Raw genomic sequence first — 22223 nt, forward strand, 5'->3', positions numbered from 1 at the left:
GGTTGGTTTTGCTAAAAGAAAGAATTGAGATAATAAAGCAAGAAATAGAAGCTGTTCTAAAAAAACGCAAAGATAAGTTTATTACTGGCGAGCATGTTCAAATAGTTGCGGTTAGCAAAACTAGAAGTTCCAAAGAAGTACAAGAAGTTTTAGCGGCAGGGATTAATATTTTGGGCGAAAACAAAGTTCAAGAAGGTAAAACTAAAAAAGCACAGGTTTTGGGTGGAACTTGGCATTTAATTGGTCATTTGCAGACCAATAAAATTAAGCAAGCTGTAGCTAATTTTCAACTAATTCATTCTGTAGATAGCGAACGTGTGTTACTAGAAATAGAAAACAAAGCTAAAGAACAGGGGAAAATTCAAGAAATTTTGTTACAAGTAAATATTGCGGCTGAAGATAGTAAGTTTGGACTCAAAGAGTTGGAAGTATTACCTTTAGCAAAATTAGCGACAGGATTGACTCACATTAAATTAAGAGGATTAATGATTATTGGGCCACACACTACAGACCAGGAGTTAATACGTAGTGTTTTTAAAAAAGGCTATAGTTTCTTTGTGGAGTTACAAAAAATACTTCCAGAGGCTGATGTTTTATCAATGGGGATGAGTGCAGATTATCTTATTGCTATTGAAGAAGGTTCTAACATGGTAAGAATTGGCAGTAAAATTTTTGGGGAACGAAATTATAATTAAGAAAATATGAGGAGGAAGACTAGAATTAGGAAACTAGTCGTGGCAGAATATGAAATTATTTGACAAATTTCGGGAAATTTTCATTACGGAAGAGGATGTATACGAAGATTCGCCAACACCAGTTCCAACTAAAAAACCACGCTTGAATATACCACAACACAGTAATGTAGTTAATATTCCTTTTAATCAAACACAAGTAAAAGTGGTTATCGTGGAACCATTAAAGTTTGATGATGCACAAAAAATTGCGGACTGTTTAAGAGAGCAACGGCCAGTTGTTGTTAATTTTGAAAATACAGAGGCTGAAGTTGTAAGAAGAATTACAGATTTTGTTACGGGAACAATTTATGCAATAGATGGAAATTTACAAGCTGTTGGCCGTGATATTCTGCTTTGTGCTCCGAAAAATGTTGATATTGCAGCAAATTCTGTTAGCAAAACTAGCAAGACAAGTAGCACGACTGAGCGCTCAAAGGAGTTTACGCCATGGAGAGAAAAATAGGCTTTATTGGCGCTGGGGCTATGGCAGAGGCGATAATTAATGGATTAATTTGTTCGAATTTTATCGAAAGCGATTGCATTTATGTTAGTGACGTCAATGAAGTAAGGTTACAGTATTTAGCCGAGAAATATTTAATTAATACGGCAACTGATAATACTAGTTTCTTAGACAGTGTTGATGTTTTGGTTTTGGCCGTAAAGCCACAAATTTTCCCCAATGTGTTAACGAAAGAATTTTTAACAGCATTACCAGAAAATCGTTTAATTGTATCTATTATGGGTTCAATAAATCTAGAACAACTACAATATGGATTGGGTAGACAAAGAATAGTTAGGACAATGCCGAATACCCCTTTGGCGGTGGGGGCAGGTATGACAGCAATAACAGCAACTAGTTCAGTTAGTGCAGAAGATTTAAATTTGGTTAAAGTGATTTTTGCTACTTGTGGTGAAGTAGTGGAAGTTAGCGAGAACCAGATGGAAGCAGTAACGGCAATTTCAGGTTGTGGTCCAGGTTATGTATTTATGATGATAGATGCGCTAGCTGACGCAGGTGTCATGGCGGGATTATCTAGAGAAATGAGTATTAAATTAGCAGCACAAACCTTTTATGGTGCAGGAAAAATGTTGCTTAATACTAAGGAACATCCTGCTATTTTAAGAGATAAAGTAACTTCTCCAGCTGGAACGACAATTGCGGGAATAAGAACTTTAGAACAATGTGGGGTGCGTAGCGCCCTAATTGAATGTGTTGCTAGTGTGCTAGAGCGTTCAAAGGAGATTATGACGAAGAAATGATTGATAAGGATAAAATTATCAGATATTATAAGGCTACGGAAGAAGATATTCTTGCGGCACGCTTGATAGAAATAGCTGAAAGCGTTGAAAAAAATAAAAAGTACAAAGCTAGCTTTTTTCTAAGTCCGAGTGAGTTTCAAATTGCAGAGGTTATTTGCAATGCCAGTGAGGACTTGAGCGTTGTTGCTTATGGTGGTTTTGAAAATGCCGAAAGAAATAAAGCGGTTTTTGTTCACCGAGACTTTAAGTATCAAATAGTAATGGATTTTGTTGCCTTAGAAATAAATTGGGATAAACGCTATTACTCAATTGCCCACAAGGATTTATTGGGTGCAATTTTAGCAATATGCAAGCGTGAATTTGTTGGTGATATTGTTTTAGTGGAAACCGGTGCACAAGTAGTAGTTGAGGAAAAAATGGCCGAGTTCTTATTACAAAACTTAACTAAAGTTGGGGCGGCAGAAGTTAGTATAAAAAAAATAGCTGTGGAAGATTTGCAAGTTAAAGAACAAAAAACTAAAGTAATTACGGCGACAGTTGCTAATTTGCGCTTAGATGCAGTTGCGGCGGCTGGCTATAGTACCTCGCGTACTCAGATGAACGAAGGCATTAAACTTCAACAAGTTAAACTTAATCACAAACCAGCTAAGGGGGCTGCACAAGAAGTTAAAGTTGGTGATACTATTTCGTATCGCGGTCGTGGTCGTGTAGAAGTAGTTGAAATTAAAGGGATTACCAAAAAAGGTAGAATTAGTATTGTTTTGCACAGAATTTTATAAAAAATTTTTGGAGGTTGATTATGCCGAAGAAATTAGTGATTGTGGGCACTTTAGATACTAAAGGGGTAGAATTTAAGTTTATTCGCGATATTGCCAATCGCGAAGGCGTTCAGACATTAGTTATTAATACCGGGATAGTTGGAGAACCTTATTTTAAACCAGATTATAGTAGTGAACAGGTTGCTGAATATGCTGGTGAAACTTTAGAAAATTTGCGACAAAGAGCTGATCGTGGCTATGCTATTGGGGCTATTATGCAAGGGGCAGCAAAACTAGTGCTAGAACTATATGCTCAAGGTAAAGTGGCAGGGGTGATTAGTTTAGGGGGGTCAGCGGGAACAACTATTGCTGCGCATGTTATGCAAGCCTTACCAATTGGTTTGCCGAAGCTAATTGTGTCTACAGTTGCCTCAGGCGATACAAGACCTTATGTAAAAGAAAAAGATATTACGATGATGTATTCTGTAGTAGATATTTCGGGCATTAATAGTATTTCTAATAAAATTTTAACTAACGCAACTTATGCAATCTTAGGAATGCTTAAAGCCAAATATCAGGATTTAAAGACCCAAAAACCCTTAATTGCGGCAAGCATGTTTGGTGTGACTACTCCTTGTGTTACTGTAGCAAGGGACTATCTAGAAAGCAAAGGCTATGAAGTTTTGGTTTTTCATGCCACCGGTTCAGGGGGCATGGCGATGGAAAGCTTAATTCAAGCGGGCTTTATTAAAGGTGTTTTGGATGTTACCACCACTGAATTAGCGGATGAATTAGTTGGCGGAGTATTGACGGCAGGTCCAGAAAGACTAGAGATGGCGGCGAAAAAAGGAATTCCCCAAGTTGTTTCGGTGGGAGCACTAGATATGGTTAATTTTGGTCCAATTGAGACTGTGCCGGAAAAATTTCAAGGACGCAATCTATATAAACATAATGCTACAATTACTTTAATGCGGACAACGTTAGAAGAAAATCAAGCTTTAGGAAAAATAATTGCTGAAAAACTCAATAAAACAACTGGAAAGACCGCAGTTTATTTACCTCTAAAAGGCGTGTCCTTAATAGATACCGCTGGACAAGTCTTTTATGGACCACAAGAGGATCAAATGTTGTTTAAAACATTAAAAAATAATTTGAATTTAGATTTAGTAGAAGTACAGGAATTGGATATGGAGATAAATGATCCTGAGTTTGCATTAGCTATGGCGAAAAAATTAGTCGCAATGATTGAAGGCAAATAAAAAGGAGGCAGATATAAATGACTAGAAAAAAAGCTTTAAAGAAAATCCGCGAACAAATTGAAAAAGGCAAGCCCATTATTGGTGCTGGGGCTGGCACAGGTATTTCAGCTAAGAGTGCGGAAGCTGGTAAAACGGATTTAATCGTAATTTATAATTCGGGGCGTTACCGAATGGCAGGCAGAGGTTCTCTAGCAGGGTTAATGCCTTATGGTGATGCTAATAAGATAGTGGTGGAAATGGCTAGTGAAGTGTTGCCGGTTATTGAACATACTCCAGTATTAGCGGGAGTATGTGGAACAGATCCCTTTAGAATAATGCCCAAATTTTTAGAGGAATTGAAAAACATTGGCTTTATTGGTGTGCAAAATTTCCCCACGGTGGGTTTAATTGATGGGGTTTTTCGGCAAAATCTAGAAGAAACTGGAATGGGTTATGCTCTAGAGGTACAGATGATCGCTACGGCTCATGAACTAGGGTTGTTAACAACTCCATATGTATTTGATGTGGAGCAGGCTATAGCTATGACTAAGGCTGGGGCAGATATTTTAGTAGCACATATGGGTTTAACAACAAAAGGCACAATCGGGGCGAAAACAGCTTTAACTCTAGATGATTGTGTAATTAAAATTCAAGAAATTCATGATGCTGCTAAAAAAGTTAATCCGGAAATTCTAGTTATTTGCCATGGTGGGCCAATTGCGGATCCCGAAGATGCTGCATATATTTTGCAAAAAACTAAAGGCGTTGTGGGCTTTTTTGGTGCTTCAAGTATGGAAAGATTGCCTACAGAAATAGCGATTAAGAACCAAGTCGAAAAATTTAAAGCGATAAAACTATAATAATTCGTATTTAAAAATAACTATAGTTTAAAAAGCTAGTGGTAGCGAGAAAAGTGCAGAAATCTTTGGATTCTGTACTTTTTTTTTTTGAAACTAAGTTGTATAATGATAATTAGCTTTCTATTTTTAATAAGTGAGGTGTTGCTCTTCGTGATTGTAATGAAAGATATTTGTAAACGTTATCCAAATGGCTCTCAAGCTTTAATAGATGTTAATATCCATATAAAACAGAGTGATTTTGTCTTTATTGTAGGTTCCAGTGGCGCTGGAAAATCAACTTTTATTAAAATGTTATTTAGAGAGGTTCTGCCTAGCTCAGGAACTTTATATGTAAATAATTTTAATGTTTTAAAAATGGAAGAAAAACAAGTGCCCTACTTGCGGCGTTCATTAGGTATTATTTTCCAAGATTATCGGCTATTACCAGAGCGGACAGTCTATGAAAACGTTGCCTTTGCGATGCAAGTTATTGAGGCGCCATATCGTGAAATAAAAAGAAGGGTTAACTATGTATTGGAATTAGTAGGATTAAAACATAAGTTGCGTGCTTATCCAACAGAATTATCTGGCGGTGAGCAACAGCGAGTAGCAATTGCGCGGGCTATTGTTAATGATCCGATGATTGTAATTGCAGATGAGCCGACAGGCAATTTAGATCCAGAGACTAGCTGGGAAATAATGAATATTTTTAAATTGATTAATGCTAGTGGTACAACAATAGTCATGGCAACTCACGATAAAAATATCGTAGATTCCATGGGTAAAAGAGTGGTGGCCATTGAAGGTGGACGAATAATCCGCGATGAATCTAAAGGGGTATATGGTTATGAGTCTTAGAACAAAAGAATATTTTATTAGGGAAGCCTTTGTATCTATTCGTCGTAATGGTTTAATGAGTATCGCTGCAATTTCTACGGTGGCTATATCGTTATTAGTTTTAGGGTTGTTTTTAGTTTTAGTGTTTAATATTAATAATATGGCTAGTATGTTAGAATCTCAAGTGCAGATAACTGTATATGTAAAAGATGAAGTTTCGGCAGATAAATTGACCGAATTAAAAGGGCAATTAACTAAGATTACAGGCGTAACAAAAGTTGGCTTTACCAGTAAAGAACAAGCCATGAAAGATTTCCGTAAACGCTTAGGCGAACAAAAAGAATTGCTAGATTCTCTGGGGGATGTAAATCCTTTGCCAAATTCTTTTGCAGTACATGTTGATAAACCTGAGAATCTAAAGTCGATAGCTGAAAAAATTAGAAAACTAGAAAATATTGAGAGTATGCGTTTTGGACAAGAAATAATCGAGCAGTTGTTCAAAGTTACTTATTTTATAAGAGTTGGGGGCTTAGTTTTAATAGTTTTCTTAACTTTTGCAACCTTGTTCATTATCTCGAATACTATTCGTTTAACAGTATTTGCACGGCGCAAAGAAGTTAGTTTAATGAAATACGTAGGTGCAACTGATTGGTTTATTCGCTGGCCGTTCTTATTAGAAGGTATGATGTTAGGTCTAATTGGTGGAGTAGTAGCATTTGTTTTAATTGGGATTGTGTACAGCATAATAGTTGAACAAATACATTCGACTTTGGCCTTTATGCCAATTTTACCTAAGCAACCGCTACTTAGCAATGTAAGTATTTTAATAGTGTTTTTGGGGATGACAATTGGTGCTACTGGTAGCTTTATTTCTCTGAAAAAATTTCTGAAAGTTTAAGGTGCTGAATATGGATAAAAGAAAGTTCAGCCAAATAATAACACTAATTATGTTAGCAACTTTTTGCTTTAATCCGTTAATGAAAGTATTAGCGGCGACTGTAGAAGAAAAGCAACAAGAATTAGAAGCTGTAAATCAGCAGATAGAAGTAAAAAAAATTAAAAAAGAGCAGGCTAAAGAAAAAACACAAAGTGCTTATGCAAAATTTGTCGAAGTTGAAAGAGAATTGAAAAGAGAAGAAGAAAAATTAGCGGCTATTTTGTCTGACTTGGCAGATGTACAAGCACAGATAGACGCGCAAAATGCGAATATAGCTAAAACGGAGGCAAGCTTAAAAGCGCGCTCTGGTATTTATGCCAAAAGAATTCGCGATATTTATAAAAACGGACAAGTTAGTTATTTAGATGTATTATTTGGGGCAAAAGATTTTTCCGATTTTTCTACTAGAATGGAACTGTTAGAACGAATTATTAAGCAGGATTTAAAACTTATTGAAAAGATTAAACAGGAAAAACTGTCATTGCTAGAACAAAAAAGTCAATTGGAAAAAACTAAGAAACAATTAGTAATAGTTCAAGGTGAAGTAGAAAGTAAACGACAAATAGTAAATTTGCGTAAAAAAGAGCGCGAAGCAGTATATGAAAAAGCTTTATCTGAAAAAGAACAGTTAGAACAAGAATATGAAGAGTTAATGCAAATTTCGCAAAACATTACGGATATGATTCGACGTTTAGAGTCGGGGGGACAATTAAGTGGGCGTGGTTCAGGAAGTATGATTTGGCCAGTGCGAGGGGAAATAACTTCGTATTTTGGTTGGCGAACACACCCAATTTTTGGAACACAAAAATATCACTCAGGGATGGATATTGCTGTTGATTATGATGTTCCAGTTATGGCCGCTGATAATGGACAAGTAATTTATGCAGGTTGGATGAGTGGCTATGGCTATACAGTAATGCTTGACCATGGTGACGGGTTAGTAACGTTATATGCACATAATAATGAAGTTAATGTTAGTGAAGGCAGTTCTGTTTATAAAGGACAGACAATTGCTTTTTCAGGTTCTACAGGCTATTCGACTGGGCCGCATGTGCACTTTGAAGTAAGAAAACATGGTGAATTACAAGATCCGTTGAATTATCTGCCATAAACGATTAAAACTATTAGGAGCCGTTTTACAGTAATAGTTAAGCTAGTTGTTTAGTCTAGAACAAGAGTTGTCTAAATGATAACTGATAGGGAGGCAAGCATGCAAAGTAAGAAAAAGTTATTTCTTAGCGGATTTCTAGGAATTGTCTTAGGAATCCTGTTAAGTGTTTTGGCGCTAAATTATTTTATTGGTAATGCAACAGGTTCTGTAGCGGGAACTTTGAAAATTCTTTGGACTTTGAATATTTTGCATAGCAAGTATGTAGAACCTGTAAATACTAAAAATTTGGTGGATACGACGATTAAAAATTTAGTAGCTAGCGTGGGCGACCCACATACTACCTATATGAGTGGCGAGCTATTTAAAAATTTTATGTCAGAAACAAAAGGTGAATTTAGTGGCATTGGCGTAGTTGTAGGACAAAAAGATGGATTTTTAACAGTTGTTGCACCGGTAGAAGGTAGTCCAGGCGAGTTAGCTGGTGTAAAAGTTGGGGAAAAGATCTTAAAAATTGATGGTAAAGAAATAAAAGATCTGTCTTTAGAAGAAGCAGTGGGGAAAATTCGTGGGCCTAAAGGAACTAAAGTGATTCTAACGTTGCAGGCTGAGGATGCGACAATACGCGATGTGGAAATTGTTCGTGATGTGATCAAAACCAAAACAGTTGCCGGTAAAATGCTAGAAAACGATATAGGTTACATTAGGATTTCTATGTTTAGTGAAAATACGGCGCAAGATTTTGCAGTTAAACTTGATGAGTTAGATAAACTAGGTATGAAGAAGTTGGTGCTAGACCTAAGAAGTAATCCGGGGGGGCTACTGGATAGCTGTGTAAAAATTGCTAATAACTTAATTCCGAAAGGATTAATTGTGTCAGTAGTTGATAAAGATGGCAATAAACAAGAATATTTATCGAAACTAGAACAACAAAAGTATAAGTTAGTTGTTTTAGTGGATAAAGGTAGTGCTAGCGCTTCGGAAATTGTTGCTGGGGCGGTAAAGGATAGTAAGGCAGGCACGATTGTTGGTCAAACAACTTATGGCAAAGGCTCGGTACAGACCATAATGCCCTTAGATTATGAAAGTGCAATTAAAGTTACTATTGCCAACTATTATACTCCGGCAGGGACATCTATTAATGGTGTAGGCGTACAGCCAGATGTTGTCGTGGAATTAAAAAGCGTAGCTGATGAGCAACTACAAAAAGCACTAGAGATAATTAGAACTAAATAATTAGGAGGGGCGAAAATGAAATTATTAACTTTTTCTTGGCAAAATCAGCAATTAGTAGGATTATTAGGTGTTGACGAACAAACTGTTATTCCCTTGCAAAGTATAGCTGATAAATATTTACCTCAGTTAAAATTACCCAGTACCTTACTTGGCATAATTCAAGCTGGCGAGGAATGTTGGCAAGTTGTTAAACAATTGCAGCAAAAAGTGGATTTAATCGCAGATCAAGAACTTTTGTTAGCCTTAGAAGATGTTGAAATTTTAGCGCCCATACCTAAATTGGCGCGCAATATTTTTTGTGTGGGCAAAAATTATCGGGCACATGTATTAGAGTTTGATAAAAATTTACTGGATAAAAATCCTATACCACAGCATCCAGTTATTTTCACTAAAGCTACGAATACAGTGATTGGCACGAAAACTACGGTGCAAGCACATAAAGAAGTTACTAGTCGACTAGATTATGAAGCAGAATTAGCAATTGTAATTGGAAAAACTGGGAAAAATATTAGTAAAGAGCAGGCCTGGGAACATATTTTTGGCTATACGGCTTTAAATGATGTTACGGCACGAGATTTACAAAAAAAACATGCGCAGTGGTTTTTAGGGAAAAGCTTAGATACTTTTGCACCGATGGGGCCAGTTATTACCACGAAAGATGAGATAACAGATCCGCACAACTTGCAGGTACGCTGCAGAATCAATGGAGAGTTACGGCAAAATGGTAATACTAAAGATTTTATTTTTGATATACCAACAATAATTGCTTGTATTTCAGCGGGAATGACCTTAGAAGCTGGCGATATCATTGCGACCGGAACTCCAGATGGGGTAGGGATCGGGTTTAATCCTTATAAATTTTTACAAAGTGGCGATATTATGGAAGTAGAGATTCCAGGGATCGGTCGTCTGATTAATGTTATTGGTGATTAAAAAAGAATTGAGGTATGTAGATTTTCTACATACCTCAATTCTTTTTAGTTAGTTGGAAACTTAATTTAGAAAATTATATAAGCTACCTAGTCCAAGCAGTAGCTTTAGCAGCAGCTTTTTGCATATTAGTTTCAGCAGTATTTGCAGCTTGCAAAGCTTGCGCCGCTTTGTCAGCTACAAATTTATTTAACAGTTCTTGGGCGTGGCCTGGATGATTTTTAGCTACCATTTCTTCTTTATATTCTTCTTCAAAGTAGAAAAGGTCTTTCAGCAATTGCGTTTCATAAGGCTGGAAAGCGGCACGAATAGCATCGTGATACAAATCATAATTGCCGAAGGCACGCATAGCAATGCCGTGGAAGGCAAAAGCTGCTTCAGGAGTTTGGTAAGCTGTAGGCACTTGTTCTAAACCTACATAGAAAGGTACGAAAGTACTTAAACAAGGTTGCATATAGCTGTGTAGCATAAGTCCTAATTCATTGGGTTGTTCAGGACGAGCGACCATAATTGCCGTAGCCATAGTAGCACCCCAACCCAAGTCATGGCCACAAACACCACGAATATACATAGAGGTATTAATAGTATCTTTGCTAGGCCACTTGTCTACCCATTCGCGATTGTACCAATCAGCATATTCACTGCTATAGAAAGGTTTTTGGTGCATAGGTATTACTTTACCGCTAGGCAGAGTATATTCATCATAATGATCGCGCATCATCGGCATAATATTTTCTATGGAAATATAGCCGTTTTGTGGGGCGAGAAGTTGCATAGCACGTTGATAACGCATTTCTGTATTATAGAGCTTTTCCATAGCAGGTCGTTGCGCAAGGTTGTCATTATTAGCTGGATAAAGTTCTAAAGTTCCGTATACAGCACGGAAATTTATCTTTTTCAAACCGGGTTTTATCCACTGTTGGCTTTCGGCAAAAGACAAGAGATCTTTTGCGGCAAGGTCATAATCATCAGTTATCTGGTATTGATTGGAGCGTGCGGTAAAAGTATCAACATAGCGTTTAGCTACCCAACGTCGACCAGTTACTTCGACAATCCAAAACTCGTTGGGATCACCAATTTCAAACATGATACCATTCCACGCTTGACCATATTTTTCCACTAAATCGGTAACGACTTGAACACCTTCGCGAGCAGTTTTAGCGCGTTCAAGAATGAGACGAATTACATCGTTATCATGTAAGCCACTTTTAAAATCTAGGGCATCGCGACTGTTAGCATCGTTATCAGAGGCGATTACTTGAAATTCATTAATGCCCATCCCGTAACCCCAACGTCCTGCTGAGCGCGAACCGATAAATTTATAGGTTTCAGCAACTTGAGGAATATCGATATACGCAGCTTTATAAAGATGGTTGTCAGTATGACGGCGGGCTTCGTGGATATTAATTTCCGAAAGCGCATTTACACCGACATCACGATTTTTGGCGATAATAGTACCTTTACCACCAGCTACTGCTTTGCCATTAGCCATAAAAGTAGTGCATTCGCCTTGGAAACCAGTAATTGTGCGATCTGAGGAGTTGAAAATTAAGATTTTTTCGTAGGCTAAACCAGTTGCTGTAGCCAAACCTTGCATATAGGCTACTTTATCAGGTAAAATTTGTTGATAAAGAGCATCATTAGCATAGGCAAGTTTACGCAACTCGTCTAGATTAACTTTGTTTTGTTGGGCTAAGTTGTCTAGTTCAACAATGTTTTTTACAATTTCTTGACGGTAGGTTAGACCAAAGTCATAACCTTGTTGGTAGCTATCTGTAGCTGCAGCTACAGGGGTGACTAATAAAGTTAGGCTGACAACTAAACAGGCAATAAACATTTGAATAAGTTTACGAGAAAAATACTTGTTAATAAACATAACTGAGCCTCCTTTGATTTTAATTATCACTTTTGATAAAAAAACGTACCAACAGTAAATTGACTGTTGGTACGTTTAAAGCGCAATAATAACAAAATTAACAAGCGATATTAACTTAATAGTTATTATATTCTAATAATTACAATGTGTCAATTCCAGAAGATGTGTGAAAATAATTTATAAAATACTTGCACTTTTTCTGTAATTAGCGGATAATAACTATCAAATAATATTAAATTTCACACTGTTATTTATTAGGTGTTTATGGTATAATTTGTGCGAACAAAAGTTTGGGGTTGGTGAGGTGGAAAATGCAATTTAAAATACAAGCGCCATTTGCTTTGGCGGGAGATCAAATACAAGCTGTAGCAGAATTGACAGCAGGCTTGCAAGTTAACAAAAAACATCAAGTTTTACTGGGCGCCACTGGTACTGGGAAAACTTTTACAATTGCCAATGTCATCCAAAATGTGCAAAAACCTACTTTGGTAATAGCTCATAATAAGACTTTAGCAGCCCAATTAGCAAGTGAGTTTAAAAGTTTTTTTCCGGAAAATGCTGTGGAATATTTTGTTTCATACTATGACTATTATCAGCCAGAAGCCTATATTCCTAATACGGATACTTATATAGAAAAAGATGCTTCCATTAATCAAGAAATAGATAAATTGCGCCACTCTGCTACTAGCTCACTGTGTGAACGGCGGGACGTAATTGTTGTGGCCAGTGTATCTTGCATTTATGGACTTGGATCGCCAGATGAGTATTATAATTTGGTGTTATCTTTAAGATTGGGACAACAAATTTCACGACAAGATATTTTGCGTAAATTAGTCGATATTCAGTATCAACGCAATGATATAGAGTTTGCACGGGGGACTTTTCGAGTGCGGGGAGACGTCATCGAAGTTTTGCCAGCGGGTGTAAATGATGTGGCTATTAGAATAGAAATGTTTGGCGAGGAAATTGATGCGCTAACAGAGATGAATATTATAACTGGAGAAATTTTAGCACGGAGAAATCATGTTGCCATTTACCCAGCTTCGCATTATGTAACATCTAAGGAAAATTTGCAACGGGCAATTGGCGATATAAAAGTCGAATTAGCAGAGCGACTACAATATTTTCAAGCACACGGAAAATTATTAGAAGCGCAGCGCCTGGAACAACGCACAAATTATGATATTGAAATGATGCAGGAAATGGGTTATTGTTCAGGAATTGAAAATTACTCAAGGCATTTATCGCAGCGACCAGCGGGTGAAGGACCTTTTACTTTGATAGATTATTTTCCAGAAGACTTTTTGTTAGTTATTGATGAAGCACATGTAACTATTCCTCAAGTTAGAGCAATGTATGCTGGCGATCGGTCGCGTAAAGATATGTTAGTTAACTATGGATTTCGCTTGCCTTCGGCCTATGATAATCGTCCACTTAAATTTGAGGAATTTGTAGCTAGGCTTAATCAAGTTATCTATGTTTCGGCAACACCAGCTGATTACGAACTTAACTTATCAGAAGCCACGGTAGAGCAAATTATTAGACCCACGGGCCTGTTAGACCCTGTGGTAGAGGTGCGAGCCACGGCTGGGCAAATAGATAACTTATTAAGTGAGATCTATCAAGTTGTAAGTCGAAGAGAAAAAGTTTTAGTAACGACATTAACAAAAAAAATGGCAGAGGAATTAACAGCCTACTTAAAAGAAATGAGTGTACGGGTGCAATATTTGCATTCAGATATTCATACTCTACAGCGGGCAGAGTTGATAGATGATTTAAAGCAAGATAAATATGATGTGCTAGTTGGAGTAAATTTGTTGCGCGAAGGGTTAGATTTGCCAGAAGTTTCTTTGGTGATAATTTTAGATGCCGATAAAGAGGGGTTTTTGCGTTCTAGAACCTCGATGATTCAAACTATTGGGCGGGCAGCTCGTAATGAAAACGGCAAAGTAATAATGTACGCCGATAATATAACCAAGTCGATGCAAGCGGCAATTGAAGAAACTAATCGGCGGCGAGAAAAACAAATAGCTTATAATACTCAGCACAATATTAAGCCTAAAAGTATCAAAAAAGATTTTCGTCAATTAATTACGACTACCAAGGTTAGTGAAGAGGAAGCGAATTACAATGCCAAAACAGGTAAGAAAACAGCTCCTAAACTAACAGTAAAGCAACTGCAAACTATGATAAAAAAACTTACAAAACAAATGCAAGTGGCCGCAAAAGAATGGAATTTTGAAGAAGCTAAAGAATTGCGCGATCAAATTACCAAATTGCAAGCACAATTGCCGAAATAGGAGTAGAAAATGAATGACAATTTAATAATAAAAGGTGCGCGTCAACATAACTTAAAAAATGTAAATTTAAAATTGCCGCGAAATAAGTTTATTGTTTTTACCGGCCTGTCTGGCTCAGGTAAATCTTCTTTGGCTTTCGATACAATTTATGCGGAAGGACAAAGACGGTATGTGGAATCTTTGTCGGCTTATGCCCGGCAATTTCTCGGTCAAATGGATAAGCCAGATGTTGACTACATTGAAGGCTTATCGCCAGCAATATCTATTGACCAAAAAACAACTAGCCGTAATCCTCGCTCGACTGTAGGAACAGTTACTGAAATTTATGATTACCTCCGTTTGCTGTTTGCTAGAGTCGGCGTAGCCCATTGTCCGCATTGCGATAGTTTAGTCGAAAAACAAGCTCCAGAGCAAATTATTGATAAAATTATGCAAGCGCCTATCGGTAGTAAAGCGCTGATTTTAGCACCAATAATTCGGGGAAAACGCGGCGGTCAACAAAAAGTTTTGGAGAGTTTACGTCAAGCTGGGTTTGTACGGGTGAAAGTTGACGGGGAAATTCAATTACTGGAAGAAGAAATTAATTTAGATAAAAATAAAAAACATAATATTGCAATTGTAATTGATCGCTTAGTAATGCGTGAGGATTTGACCAGTAGAATTGCCGAGTCAGTGGAATTGGCTTTAAAGCAGGCAGAAGGGTTGGTAGAGGTAGAAGTAGATGGAGTGAGTACACTTTATAGTGAAAAATTAGCGTGTTTGAATTGCCAAACTAGTGTGGAAGATTTAGAACCACGAAGTTTTTCTTTTAATAGTCCCTATGGAGCTTGTCCGGCATGTACAGGTTTAGGGGTAACGATGGAATTTGATTTAAAATTGATAATCCCCAAACCAGACTTAGCAATTAATCTAGGTGGAATTGATGCTATTGGTAGTAATGTTAATTCTTACATGATGAAAAAAGTACAAGCGGTCTTAGAACGTTATGGTTACAGTCTAGATAACTGTTGGGCAGAATTGTCGGCTAAGGTGCAAGAAAAGCTTTTGTATGGCTTGGATGAAGAAAAGGTAAGCTTTTTTTATACTAATTTACAAGGTGAAACGAAAGAACATAATACCTATTATGAAGGAATATTACCCTTACTCTCAAGACGCTATCGAGAAGCAAGTGAAACTAGTAAACAGGAAATAGAAGAACTTTATATGAATACTAGTGATTGTACGGTGTGTAAAGGTGCAAGACTTAAACCAGAAGTATTAGCGGTGCGGGTTGCTGAAAAAAATATTCATCAAGTAACACAACTGAATATTACAGAAGCGTTGGGGTTTTTCCGTGATTTGCAGTTGCCAGCTCGAAGTTTAAAAATTGCTGAGCAAATTTTAAAAGAAATTATTAGTCGGCTAGAATTTTTAAATAATGTCGGTTTAAATTATTTGACCTTAGCTAGAGCTGCGGGAACGTTGTCGGGAGGTGAGGCGCAACGAATTCGTTTAGCTACGCAAATTGGTTCGGGGCTAGTAGGGGTATTATATATTTTAGATGAGCCTAGTATTGGCTTACATCAGCGAGATAATGAAAAGCTTCTGCAAACCCTGCAATACTTGCGCGATATTGGCAATACCTTGATTGTGGTAGAACACGATGAAGACACGATGCGCGTTGCAGACTGGATTGTAGATATTGGGCCAAGGGCTGGGGTTCATGGTGGCGAAATTGTGGCGCAAGGGAAAATTGCGGATATTTGTGCGTGTCCAGAATCAATAACAGGTGAGTATTTAAGCGGCAAAAGAAAAATAGCCGTACCCAAGCAACGTCGCCAACTAGGGGAAAGATTTTTGACTATTCAGGGGGCTCAGGCTAATAATTTAAAAAATATTGATGTGAAAATACCTTTAGGAATATTTACGGTGATTACGGGAGTTTCTGGTTCGGGTAAAAGCACTTTAATTAATGATATTTTATACAACGCTTTAGCACACAAGTTGCATGCTAGTAAAACTAGAGCTGTAGGTTATAAAGATATTTTGGGGCTAGAGCATCTAGATAAAGTTATTAATATTGATCAGTCACCAATTGGTCGGACACCGCGATCTAACTCGGCAACTTATACTGGGGTGTTTGACTATATTCGGGAGCTATTTAGTCAAACTACCGAAGCAAAAATGCGCAACTATAAGGCGGGGCGGTTTAGTTTTAATGTTAAAGGCGGGCGGTGTGAAGCTTGCCAAGGTGATGGGATGAATAAAATAGAGATGAATTTTTTGCCAGATGTATATATTCCCTGTGAAGTTTGTAAGGCTAAGCGCTATAATCGGGAAACTTTAGAAGTTCACTATAAAGGAAAAAACATCAGTGATGTTCTAGAAATGGTAGTAGATGAAGCTGTAGAATTTTTTCAAAATATCCCTCGTATTCAGCGTAAACTTGCGGTTTTACAAGAAGTGGGCTTAGGCTATATTCGTTTAGGCCAGGCGGCAACTACTTTATCAGGTGGCGAAGCGCAACGGGTTAAATTAGCTACGGAATTATCCCGTCGGAGTACCGGCAAAACTTTATATATCCTAGATGAGCCGACAACAGGGTTACATATTGCGGACATCCATAAATTGTTAGAGGTGTTGCAAAAATTAGTGGCAGCTGGTGATAGCGTCCTAGTAATTGAACATAATTTAGATGTAATTAAGACCGCGGATTATATTATTGATTTAGGCCCAGAAGGTGGCAGTGGTGGCGGAGAAATAGTAGCTTGTGGGACTCCGGAAATAGTAGCAGCTAACCCTCGTTCCTATACAGGTAAATTTTTGCAACCTTTATTAAAGAATAAATAGGTGCGATTTATGAATAAAATTGAAGAAAAACTACAACTTCTGCCAGAAAAACCGGGAGTTTATTTAATGAAAAATTCTCAAGGGCAGATTATTTATGTGGGCAAGGCGAAAATTTTAAAAAATCGGGTGCGGAGTTATTTTAAACAAATTTCAGGACAAACGACTAAAACGCAGATTTTAGTTAAACAAATTGTAGATTTTGATTATATTGTAACTGGCAATGAACTAGAAGCTTTGATATTAGAATGCAATTTAATAAAAAAATATGCGCCGAAATATAATATTTTATTAAAAGATGATAAAAGCTATCCTTATATTAAACTTACTGTTCAAGAACAGTTTCCCCGATTATATGTAACTCGTAAGTATGAGCGAGATGGAGCCAAATATTTTGGCCCGTTTGCAGATGCTCAAGCTGTGTATGCAACTTTAGCATTACTGCGAAAAACATTTAAGTTGCGCACTTGTCGTACTATGTCTACGGGTCGGGCTTGTTTGCGGTTCTATATTAAAGAATGTTGGGCGCCATGCCAAAAACTGATTACGGTGGCAGATTATCAAAACTTAGTCCAACAAGTAGAGTTATTTTTAGAAGGGCGAAGCGAAATTTTACTCCAGAGTTTAAAAAAGCAGATCAAACAGGCTAGTGCAACTTTAGATTTTGAACAAGCAATTGTTTTAAAGCAACAAATACAGGCTGTGGATAAAATCAGACAAGAACAAAAAGTTATTAGTCAATCGAATGCTGATTTTGATGTTTTAGGGCTAGCTCAAATTCATACGCAAATATCTGTGCAGGTATTATTAGTTCGCTCCGGAAAGTTAGTGGGGCAACATTTGTTTTATTTAAAACAAGTTTTAGATAGTGATTTGCAAGAAAATTTGCTAGAATTTTTAAAACAATATTATTTAAAAGCTACGTTTATTCCTAGTGAAATTATTTTGCCAATAAAGTTAGAGGAAGAAGCGTTATGGACTGAATGGTTTAAAGTTCAGGCCCAACAAACGGTAAAACTAATCAGACCACAACGTGGTATTAAAAAGGACTTATTATTGATGGCTCAGGAAAATGCTAAGATAAAATTAGAAGAAGAATTAGCCAAAAGAGAAAATAAATTAATTAAGCAATATCAAGCTTTAGAAGAATTAGCCCAGGCATTAAATTTGCCAAACTACTTAAAACGGTTAGAATGTTTTGATATTTCCCACAATCAAGGCCAGCAAACAGTAGCATCCATGGTTGTGTTTGAAGATGGGCTACCAGCCAAAAAATATTATCGGCGTTACAAATTAAAAACGGTAGAAGGAAAACCCGATGATTTTTTATCAATGCAAGAGGCAATTTCTAGGCGTTATCGTGACTGTGACAATTTACCTGATTTACTTGTTATCGATGGTGGTAAAGGCCAATTAAGTAGTGTTTGTGAAATATTATCAGCTTTAGGACTGAATAACCTGCCTGTTATTAGTTTGGCTAAGCAATTTGAGCATGTGTTTTTGCCCAACACTAAATACCCGATAATCCTGGATAAAAGCTCTCCAGCTTTGCATATTTTGCAAAACATTCGTGATGAGGCACATCGGTTTGCGATTACTTACCATCGCAAACTGCGCGATAAACGCAATGTAACGTCTATTTTAGAACATATTAGCGGAATTGGGGCAACGCGCCGTAAGGCATTAATGCAGTATTTTAAAAGTATCGAAGAAATAAAAAAAGCGAGTATTGAACAGTTAAAACAAGCGCCAGGAATAAATAATAGTAGTGCGCAACTAGTATATAATTTTTTTCATAAACGTGACTTATAAAATAAAATTAGCCCTAATAGTTGCAAATGCACCCTAAGGTTAGAATCCTAACTTTAGGGTGCATTTGTCTATAGGGGCTAATTTAGAATTTAGATATCTAAAAGTACAACTTGTTTTTCGACTAAGGTTTTGGGAATATCGATTAAGCGCTGGTTATTAGAACCACGAAATGGCAAGTAAAGATTACGTTCAGCCATAATAAATGGACCATCGATTAAAACGTCAAAACTTGAGATGATTGCCCAAGTAGCGACTTCTTCAAAGCTAAAGCCAGTATAAACCCAAATATTTAAATCAGGTTTAGCCTTGCGTAATAGATAAATTACATCCATTAAATCATCGGCTTGACTTAATGGTTCACCACCACTAAAAGTTATGCCGCGATGAATAGGGGTTAAATAGCGGAGAATTTCATCGGCTAATTCAGTGGCTGTATATTCTTCGCCACCATCAAAGGGGATTAATTTCTCGTTGTGACAACCCGGACAATGTCGAGGACATCCTTGGAGAAAAACTACGGTGCGGATACCAACCCCATCAACAACTGATTCGGGTAAAATACTTGCTACTTTAAGCAAAAAATCACCTCCTAAATTTTTAAACGTGATTTACGCGATCGTGCAATTCACACCGTTTAGCATCATTGAAATTATTAATTGTACTGAGATAGCCAGTTATACGGCGCACGCGGCGTACATGATCATCTGAACAATTCGGACAATAATCTTGGTTTATTACCCCTAAGTAACCGCAGTTTTCGCAAAAATCTACAGGAAAATTAATCCCAACATAACCGCAATCTGATTCTTGCATATGGCGTAACATATCTTCGACAGCTGTTAAATTGTTTATTGGGGGAGAACTAAATTCTACATAAGCGATATGACCAGCATTAGCGTATTTATGAAATTTACCCTCGATTTTCATTTTATCATAAGCACTTATTTTATAGGCAACTGGCACATGGAAAGAGTTTGTATAGTAGTCTTTGTCAGTAACACCGGGAATAAGACCATATTCTTTTTGATCTATTTTTAAAAAGCGACCAGAAAGACCCTCGGCTGGTGTAGCAATAAGTGTATAGTTTAGGTCGTATTTGTCGGCCATTTTATCGGTTTTATTACGCATGAAAGCAATTATTTCCTCACCTAAACTTAGCGAATCGCCACTTTCGGCATGATGATGACCAGTAAGTGAAGTTAAAGCTTCAGCCAGACCGATAAATCCAATGGAGAGAGTCCCGTGCTTGATTGCTTTTTCGACCGTGTCATTTGGTCCAAGATTTTCAGAACCTAAATATAAATGCTGGCCCATTAAAAAGGGCAAATCAGATACGCGTAAATTAGCCTGTACTTGATAACGATGATATAACTGTTCGCCAATTAAATCAAGCATTTCATCGAGATATTCATAGAATTTCATAATGTTTTTTTCGGCGCGAATAGCAAGCCGAGGTAAATTTAAAGTTGTAAAAGAAAGATTGCCGCGTCCATCGGTCACAGCTTCGCCAAAACGATCAGAAATAACGCGGGTTCTGCAACCCATATAAGAAACTTCGCCATTATAAGGGGCGTTGAAAGTTGTATCCATAAAGCTGAAAGTTGGATTTAAACGTTGGGCAGCAACACGGATTGCTAATTTATATAAATCATAATTAGGATCAGTAGGATTCATATTAACGCCTTTTTTAACTCGGAAAATAATATTGGGGAATATTGGGTTTTCACCACGGCCCAGACCTTTTTCATAAGCTAAAAGCAAATTTTTCACGACTTTGCGACCTTCGGGACTGGTTTCTAAACCAAGATTTAGGCTAGAAAAAGGTACTTGGGCTCCAGCTCGGGAGTGCATACTGTTTAAATTATAGATAAGTGCTTCCATTGCTTGGAAAACTTGTTCATCTGTGGCATCCTTCATATAAGGAGCTATATCGCGGTCGAAAAATCCGAACGACTGTCCACCGAACATATCATTTTGAGAACTTTGCAAAATGATAGCGGCGAGGGCAGTAGCAGAATTAGGACGTTTTGGAGGGCGGATATAGCCATGACCATTATTAAATCCATTAGCGAGAAGTTTTTTCAAAGGAATATTGACACAATTAAACGTTTTGCCGTAAAAATCTAAGTCGTGAATGTGAATATCACCACGTTTGTGCGCTAATGCCATTTTTTCAGGAATTAGTCGATTTAGATAATATTCCTTGCTTGCGGCACTAGCAATTTGAAGCATTTTAGCAGAAGGAGAATTAGAAATATTAGCATTATCGCGATTAGTTTCAACCAAGATTTCCGCAACTGTATCCATCAGATCGGATTTGGCGTCTCGAATAGCTGTACGTTTAGCGCGATACAGAATGTAAGCTTTAGCAGTGCGGGCATGACCGCTTTCAATAAGAATTTTTTCAACTGCATCTTGAATGTCTTCTACGCCACAATTACCGTCAGGAAATTGCAATTTTATAAACTTTAAAACATTTATAGTTAATTCCAAAGCTAATTGCTTGTCTACGCCACCTACAGATTTAGCAGCTTTAAAAATAGCCTCAGTTATTTTACTTTCATTAAAAGGGACTACACGTCCATCACGTTTTTTTATAGTTATAAGCATTTAATATCTCTCTCCTCATTTTATAAAACTTAGTTAAAATAGTAAGCTATTGCTTAGCCAGCTTTTGAATTTCTTGCATGAAATTATTAACATCAGCAAATTGGCGATATACAGAAGCAAACCGCACATATGCTACTTGATCAATATTTATCAACTGTTGCATTACTATTTCACCGATAACATCGCTGGAAACCTCGCGTTCGTATTTTTGCCTGATACTTTGCTCAATGTCACCAACTATTACTAAAATTTCATCCATAGAAATAGTACGTTTTTCGAAAGATTTAATAAGACCGTTAAGAATCTTTTGAGAATTGAACTGTTCACGACGACCATCTTTTTTTACGACGACCAAAGGGATTTCTTCAGTTTTTTCAAAAGTAGTGAAACGTTTTAGACAATTAGGACACTCTCTTCTGCGTTTAATGCAACGACCATCATTTACAACACGAGTATCGCTAACGCGAGTATCTAAGAATTGGCAAAAAGGACAACGCATGATCTGATTACACCTTCTTTGCTAAAAAATTATATTTACTGCCTCTAAAATTATAGCACAAAAACGAATGAATTCAACTAGATATTGATAAAAATAGGATTAAAAACACAATATATAGTATGAGAGTGGCTTAATAGGCTGAGCTTGAAAATGGGAGAATAAAAGAAAGGAATATGAAATAAAAAATAGACAGAAAAAGATAGAAAAAATGCAGTAAATACAGGAAATGCAAATTAACAATTGCTAAAGTCGTATAAAAGAAGAATAGTGAATTTGACATAAAAATAGCTAAATGATATTATATAGAAGTCGCAAACAGCGGCTTAAAAATATAAAGTATGTTCCTTGAAAACTGAACAATGTAAGATAAATAAAATGTGCGGGACAAACGAGTATGGAATACAATTCAAAGTACAACAAGTT

General features: G+C 37.0%; 18 protein-coding genes. 14 read left to right on the forward strand and 4 right to left on the reverse strand.

Going from position 1 to position 22223, the window contains the following annotated elements; translation table 11 throughout:
- Positions 1–8 precede the first annotated feature (8 nt).
- The 11 genes from SUCMO_RS0103270 (at position 9) to SUCMO_RS0103320 (ending at position 9880) form a co-directional block, all read left to right on the forward strand.
- The gene (locus SUCMO_RS0103270; protein ID WP_028953849.1) at positions 9–695 is read left to right on the forward strand and encodes a YggS family pyridoxal phosphate-dependent enzyme; all 687 of its coding nucleotides are present in this window, start codon (positions 9–11) and stop codon (positions 693–695) included.
- 49 nt (positions 696–744) lie between these two features.
- Positions 745–1197: a cell division protein SepF gene (locus SUCMO_RS10270; RefSeq protein WP_019879048.1), complete on the forward strand. Its 453-nt coding sequence runs from the start codon at positions 745–747 to the stop codon at positions 1195–1197.
- Entirely contained in the window at positions 1182–1994 is an 813-nt protein-coding gene (proC, locus tag SUCMO_RS0103280; protein WP_019879049.1) for a pyrroline-5-carboxylate reductase, read from the forward strand. Before SUCMO_RS10270 ends, proC begins: the two co-directional genes overlap by 16 nt.
- A complete protein-coding gene (locus SUCMO_RS0103285) occupies positions 1991–2773 on the forward strand; it encodes a YlmH family RNA-binding protein (protein WP_019879050.1) in 783 nt (260 codons plus the stop codon). The genes proC and SUCMO_RS0103285 overlap by 4 nt, the downstream gene beginning before the upstream one ends.
- Positions 2774–2793: 20 nt before the next feature.
- Entirely contained in the window at positions 2794–4011 is a 1218-nt protein-coding gene (locus tag SUCMO_RS0103290) for a Tm-1-like ATP-binding domain-containing protein (RefSeq protein ID WP_019879051.1), read from the forward strand.
- Between the two features lie 17 nt (positions 4012–4028).
- Positions 4029–4850, forward strand: a complete 822-nt coding sequence (locus SUCMO_RS0103295; protein ID WP_019879052.1) for a phosphoenolpyruvate hydrolase family protein — start codon at positions 4029–4031, stop codon at positions 4848–4850.
- 150 nt (positions 4851–5000) lie between these two features.
- Positions 5001–5687, forward strand: a complete 687-nt coding sequence (ftsE, locus tag SUCMO_RS0103300) for a cell division ATP-binding protein FtsE (protein ID WP_019879054.1) — start codon at positions 5001–5003, stop codon at positions 5685–5687.
- Positions 5677–6564: a permease-like cell division protein FtsX gene (gene ftsX, locus SUCMO_RS0103305; protein WP_019879055.1), complete on the forward strand. Its 888-nt coding sequence runs from the start codon at positions 5677–5679 to the stop codon at positions 6562–6564. The genes ftsE and ftsX overlap by 11 nt, the downstream gene beginning before the upstream one ends.
- 10 nt (positions 6565–6574) lie before the next feature.
- Positions 6575–7714, forward strand: a complete 1140-nt coding sequence (locus SUCMO_RS0103310) for a murein hydrolase activator EnvC family protein (protein WP_019879056.1) — start codon at positions 6575–6577, stop codon at positions 7712–7714.
- A gap of 99 nt (positions 7715–7813) precedes the next feature.
- Positions 7814–8947 (forward strand): S41 family peptidase, encoded by a 1134-nt coding sequence (locus SUCMO_RS0103315; RefSeq protein WP_019879057.1) that lies wholly within the window; start codon positions 7814–7816, stop codon positions 8945–8947.
- Between the two features lie 15 nt (positions 8948–8962).
- Positions 8963–9880 carry a fumarylacetoacetate hydrolase family protein gene (locus tag SUCMO_RS0103320; protein WP_019879058.1) on the forward strand — a complete coding sequence of 306 codons (918 nt, stop codon included), beginning with the start codon at positions 8963–8965 and terminating at the stop codon, positions 9878–9880.
- 82 nt (positions 9881–9962) lie between these two features.
- Here SUCMO_RS0103320 and SUCMO_RS0103325 read toward each other — a convergent pair whose 3' ends face one another.
- The gene (locus tag SUCMO_RS0103325; RefSeq protein WP_019879059.1) at positions 9963–11753 is read right to left on the reverse strand and encodes a C69 family dipeptidase; all 1791 of its coding nucleotides are present in this window, start codon (positions 11751–11753) and stop codon (positions 9963–9965) included.
- A gap of 311 nt (positions 11754–12064) precedes the next feature.
- Between SUCMO_RS0103325 and uvrB the strand changes: the two genes are divergently transcribed.
- The 3 genes from uvrB to uvrC are packed head-to-tail and all read left to right on the forward strand — an operon-like array spanning position 12065 to position 18691.
- Positions 12065–14053: an excinuclease ABC subunit UvrB gene (uvrB, locus tag SUCMO_RS0103330; RefSeq protein ID WP_019879060.1), complete on the forward strand. Its 1989-nt coding sequence runs from the start codon at positions 12065–12067 to the stop codon at positions 14051–14053.
- A 9-nt stretch (positions 14054–14062) separates the two neighbouring features.
- Entirely contained in the window at positions 14063–16882 is a 2820-nt protein-coding gene (gene uvrA / locus SUCMO_RS0103335; RefSeq protein ID WP_019879061.1) for an excinuclease ABC subunit UvrA, read from the forward strand.
- 9 nt (positions 16883–16891) lie between these two features.
- Complete coding sequence (gene uvrC, locus SUCMO_RS0103340; protein ID WP_019879062.1) at positions 16892–18691, forward strand: excinuclease ABC subunit UvrC; 1800 nt, start codon at positions 16892–16894, stop codon at positions 18689–18691.
- 89 nt (positions 18692–18780) lie between these two features.
- Here the strand turns inward: uvrC and nrdG are convergent, their stop codons facing one another.
- Genes nrdG through nrdR form a run of 3 tightly spaced genes read right to left on the reverse strand, consistent with a single transcriptional unit; the run spans position 18781 to position 21800 of the window.
- Positions 18781–19269: an anaerobic ribonucleoside-triphosphate reductase activating protein gene (nrdG, locus tag SUCMO_RS0103345; protein WP_019879063.1), complete on the reverse strand. Its 489-nt coding sequence runs from the start codon at positions 19267–19269 to the stop codon at positions 18781–18783.
- A gap of 19 nt (positions 19270–19288) precedes the next feature.
- On the reverse strand, positions 19289–21301 hold the full coding sequence (gene nrdD / locus SUCMO_RS0103350) for an anaerobic ribonucleoside-triphosphate reductase (protein ID WP_019879065.1): 2013 nt from the start codon (positions 21299–21301) through the stop codon (positions 19289–19291).
- 46 nt (positions 21302–21347) lie between these two features.
- Positions 21348–21800: a transcriptional regulator NrdR gene (gene nrdR / locus SUCMO_RS0103355; RefSeq protein WP_019879067.1), complete on the reverse strand. Its 453-nt coding sequence runs from the start codon at positions 21798–21800 to the stop codon at positions 21348–21350.
- Between the last annotated feature and the right edge of the window lie 423 nt (positions 21801–22223).

The sequence above is a fragment of the Succinispira mobilis DSM 6222 genome (assembly GCF_000384135.1).
GTDB classification, from domain to species: Bacteria; Bacillota; Negativicutes; order Acidaminococcales; family Succinispiraceae; genus Succinispira; species Succinispira mobilis.

Excerpts from the sequence above, each read along its gene's own strand:
- SUCMO_RS10270 (WP_019879048.1), top strand. The coding sequence starts at position 745 with ATGAAATTATTTGACAAATTTCGGGAAATTTTCATTACGGAAGAGGAT.
- proC (WP_019879049.1), top strand. The coding sequence starts at position 1,182 with ATGGAGAGAAAAATAGGCTTTATTGGCGCTGGGGCTATGGCAGAGGCG.
- SUCMO_RS0103285 (WP_019879050.1), top strand. The coding sequence starts at position 1,991 with ATGATTGATAAGGATAAAATTATCAGATATTATAAGGCTACGGAAGAA.
- SUCMO_RS0103290 (WP_019879051.1), top strand. The coding sequence starts at position 2,794 with ATGCCGAAGAAATTAGTGATTGTGGGCACTTTAGATACTAAAGGGGTA.
- SUCMO_RS0103295 (WP_019879052.1), top strand. The coding sequence starts at position 4,029 with ATGACTAGAAAAAAAGCTTTAAAGAAAATCCGCGAACAAATTGAAAAA.
- ftsX (WP_019879055.1), top strand. The coding sequence starts at position 5,677 with ATGAGTCTTAGAACAAAAGAATATTTTATTAGGGAAGCCTTTGTATCT.
- SUCMO_RS0103310 (WP_019879056.1), top strand. The coding sequence starts at position 6,575 with ATGGATAAAAGAAAGTTCAGCCAAATAATAACACTAATTATGTTAGCA.
- SUCMO_RS0103315 (WP_019879057.1), top strand. The coding sequence starts at position 7,814 with ATGCAAAGTAAGAAAAAGTTATTTCTTAGCGGATTTCTAGGAATTGTC.
- SUCMO_RS0103320 (WP_019879058.1), top strand. The coding sequence starts at position 8,963 with ATGAAATTATTAACTTTTTCTTGGCAAAATCAGCAATTAGTAGGATTA.
- SUCMO_RS0103325 (WP_019879059.1), bottom strand. The coding sequence starts at position 11,753 with ATGTTTATTAACAAGTATTTTTCTCGTAAACTTATTCAAATGTTTATT.
- uvrB (WP_019879060.1), top strand. The coding sequence starts at position 12,065 with ATGCAATTTAAAATACAAGCGCCATTTGCTTTGGCGGGAGATCAAATA.
- uvrA (WP_019879061.1), top strand. The coding sequence starts at position 14,063 with ATGAATGACAATTTAATAATAAAAGGTGCGCGTCAACATAACTTAAAA.
- uvrC (WP_019879062.1), top strand. The coding sequence starts at position 16,892 with ATGAATAAAATTGAAGAAAAACTACAACTTCTGCCAGAAAAACCGGGA.
- nrdD (WP_019879065.1), bottom strand. The coding sequence starts at position 21,301 with ATGCTTATAACTATAAAAAAACGTGATGGACGTGTAGTCCCTTTTAAT.
- nrdR (WP_019879067.1), bottom strand. The coding sequence starts at position 21,800 with ATGCGTTGTCCTTTTTGCCAATTCTTAGATACTCGCGTTAGCGATACT.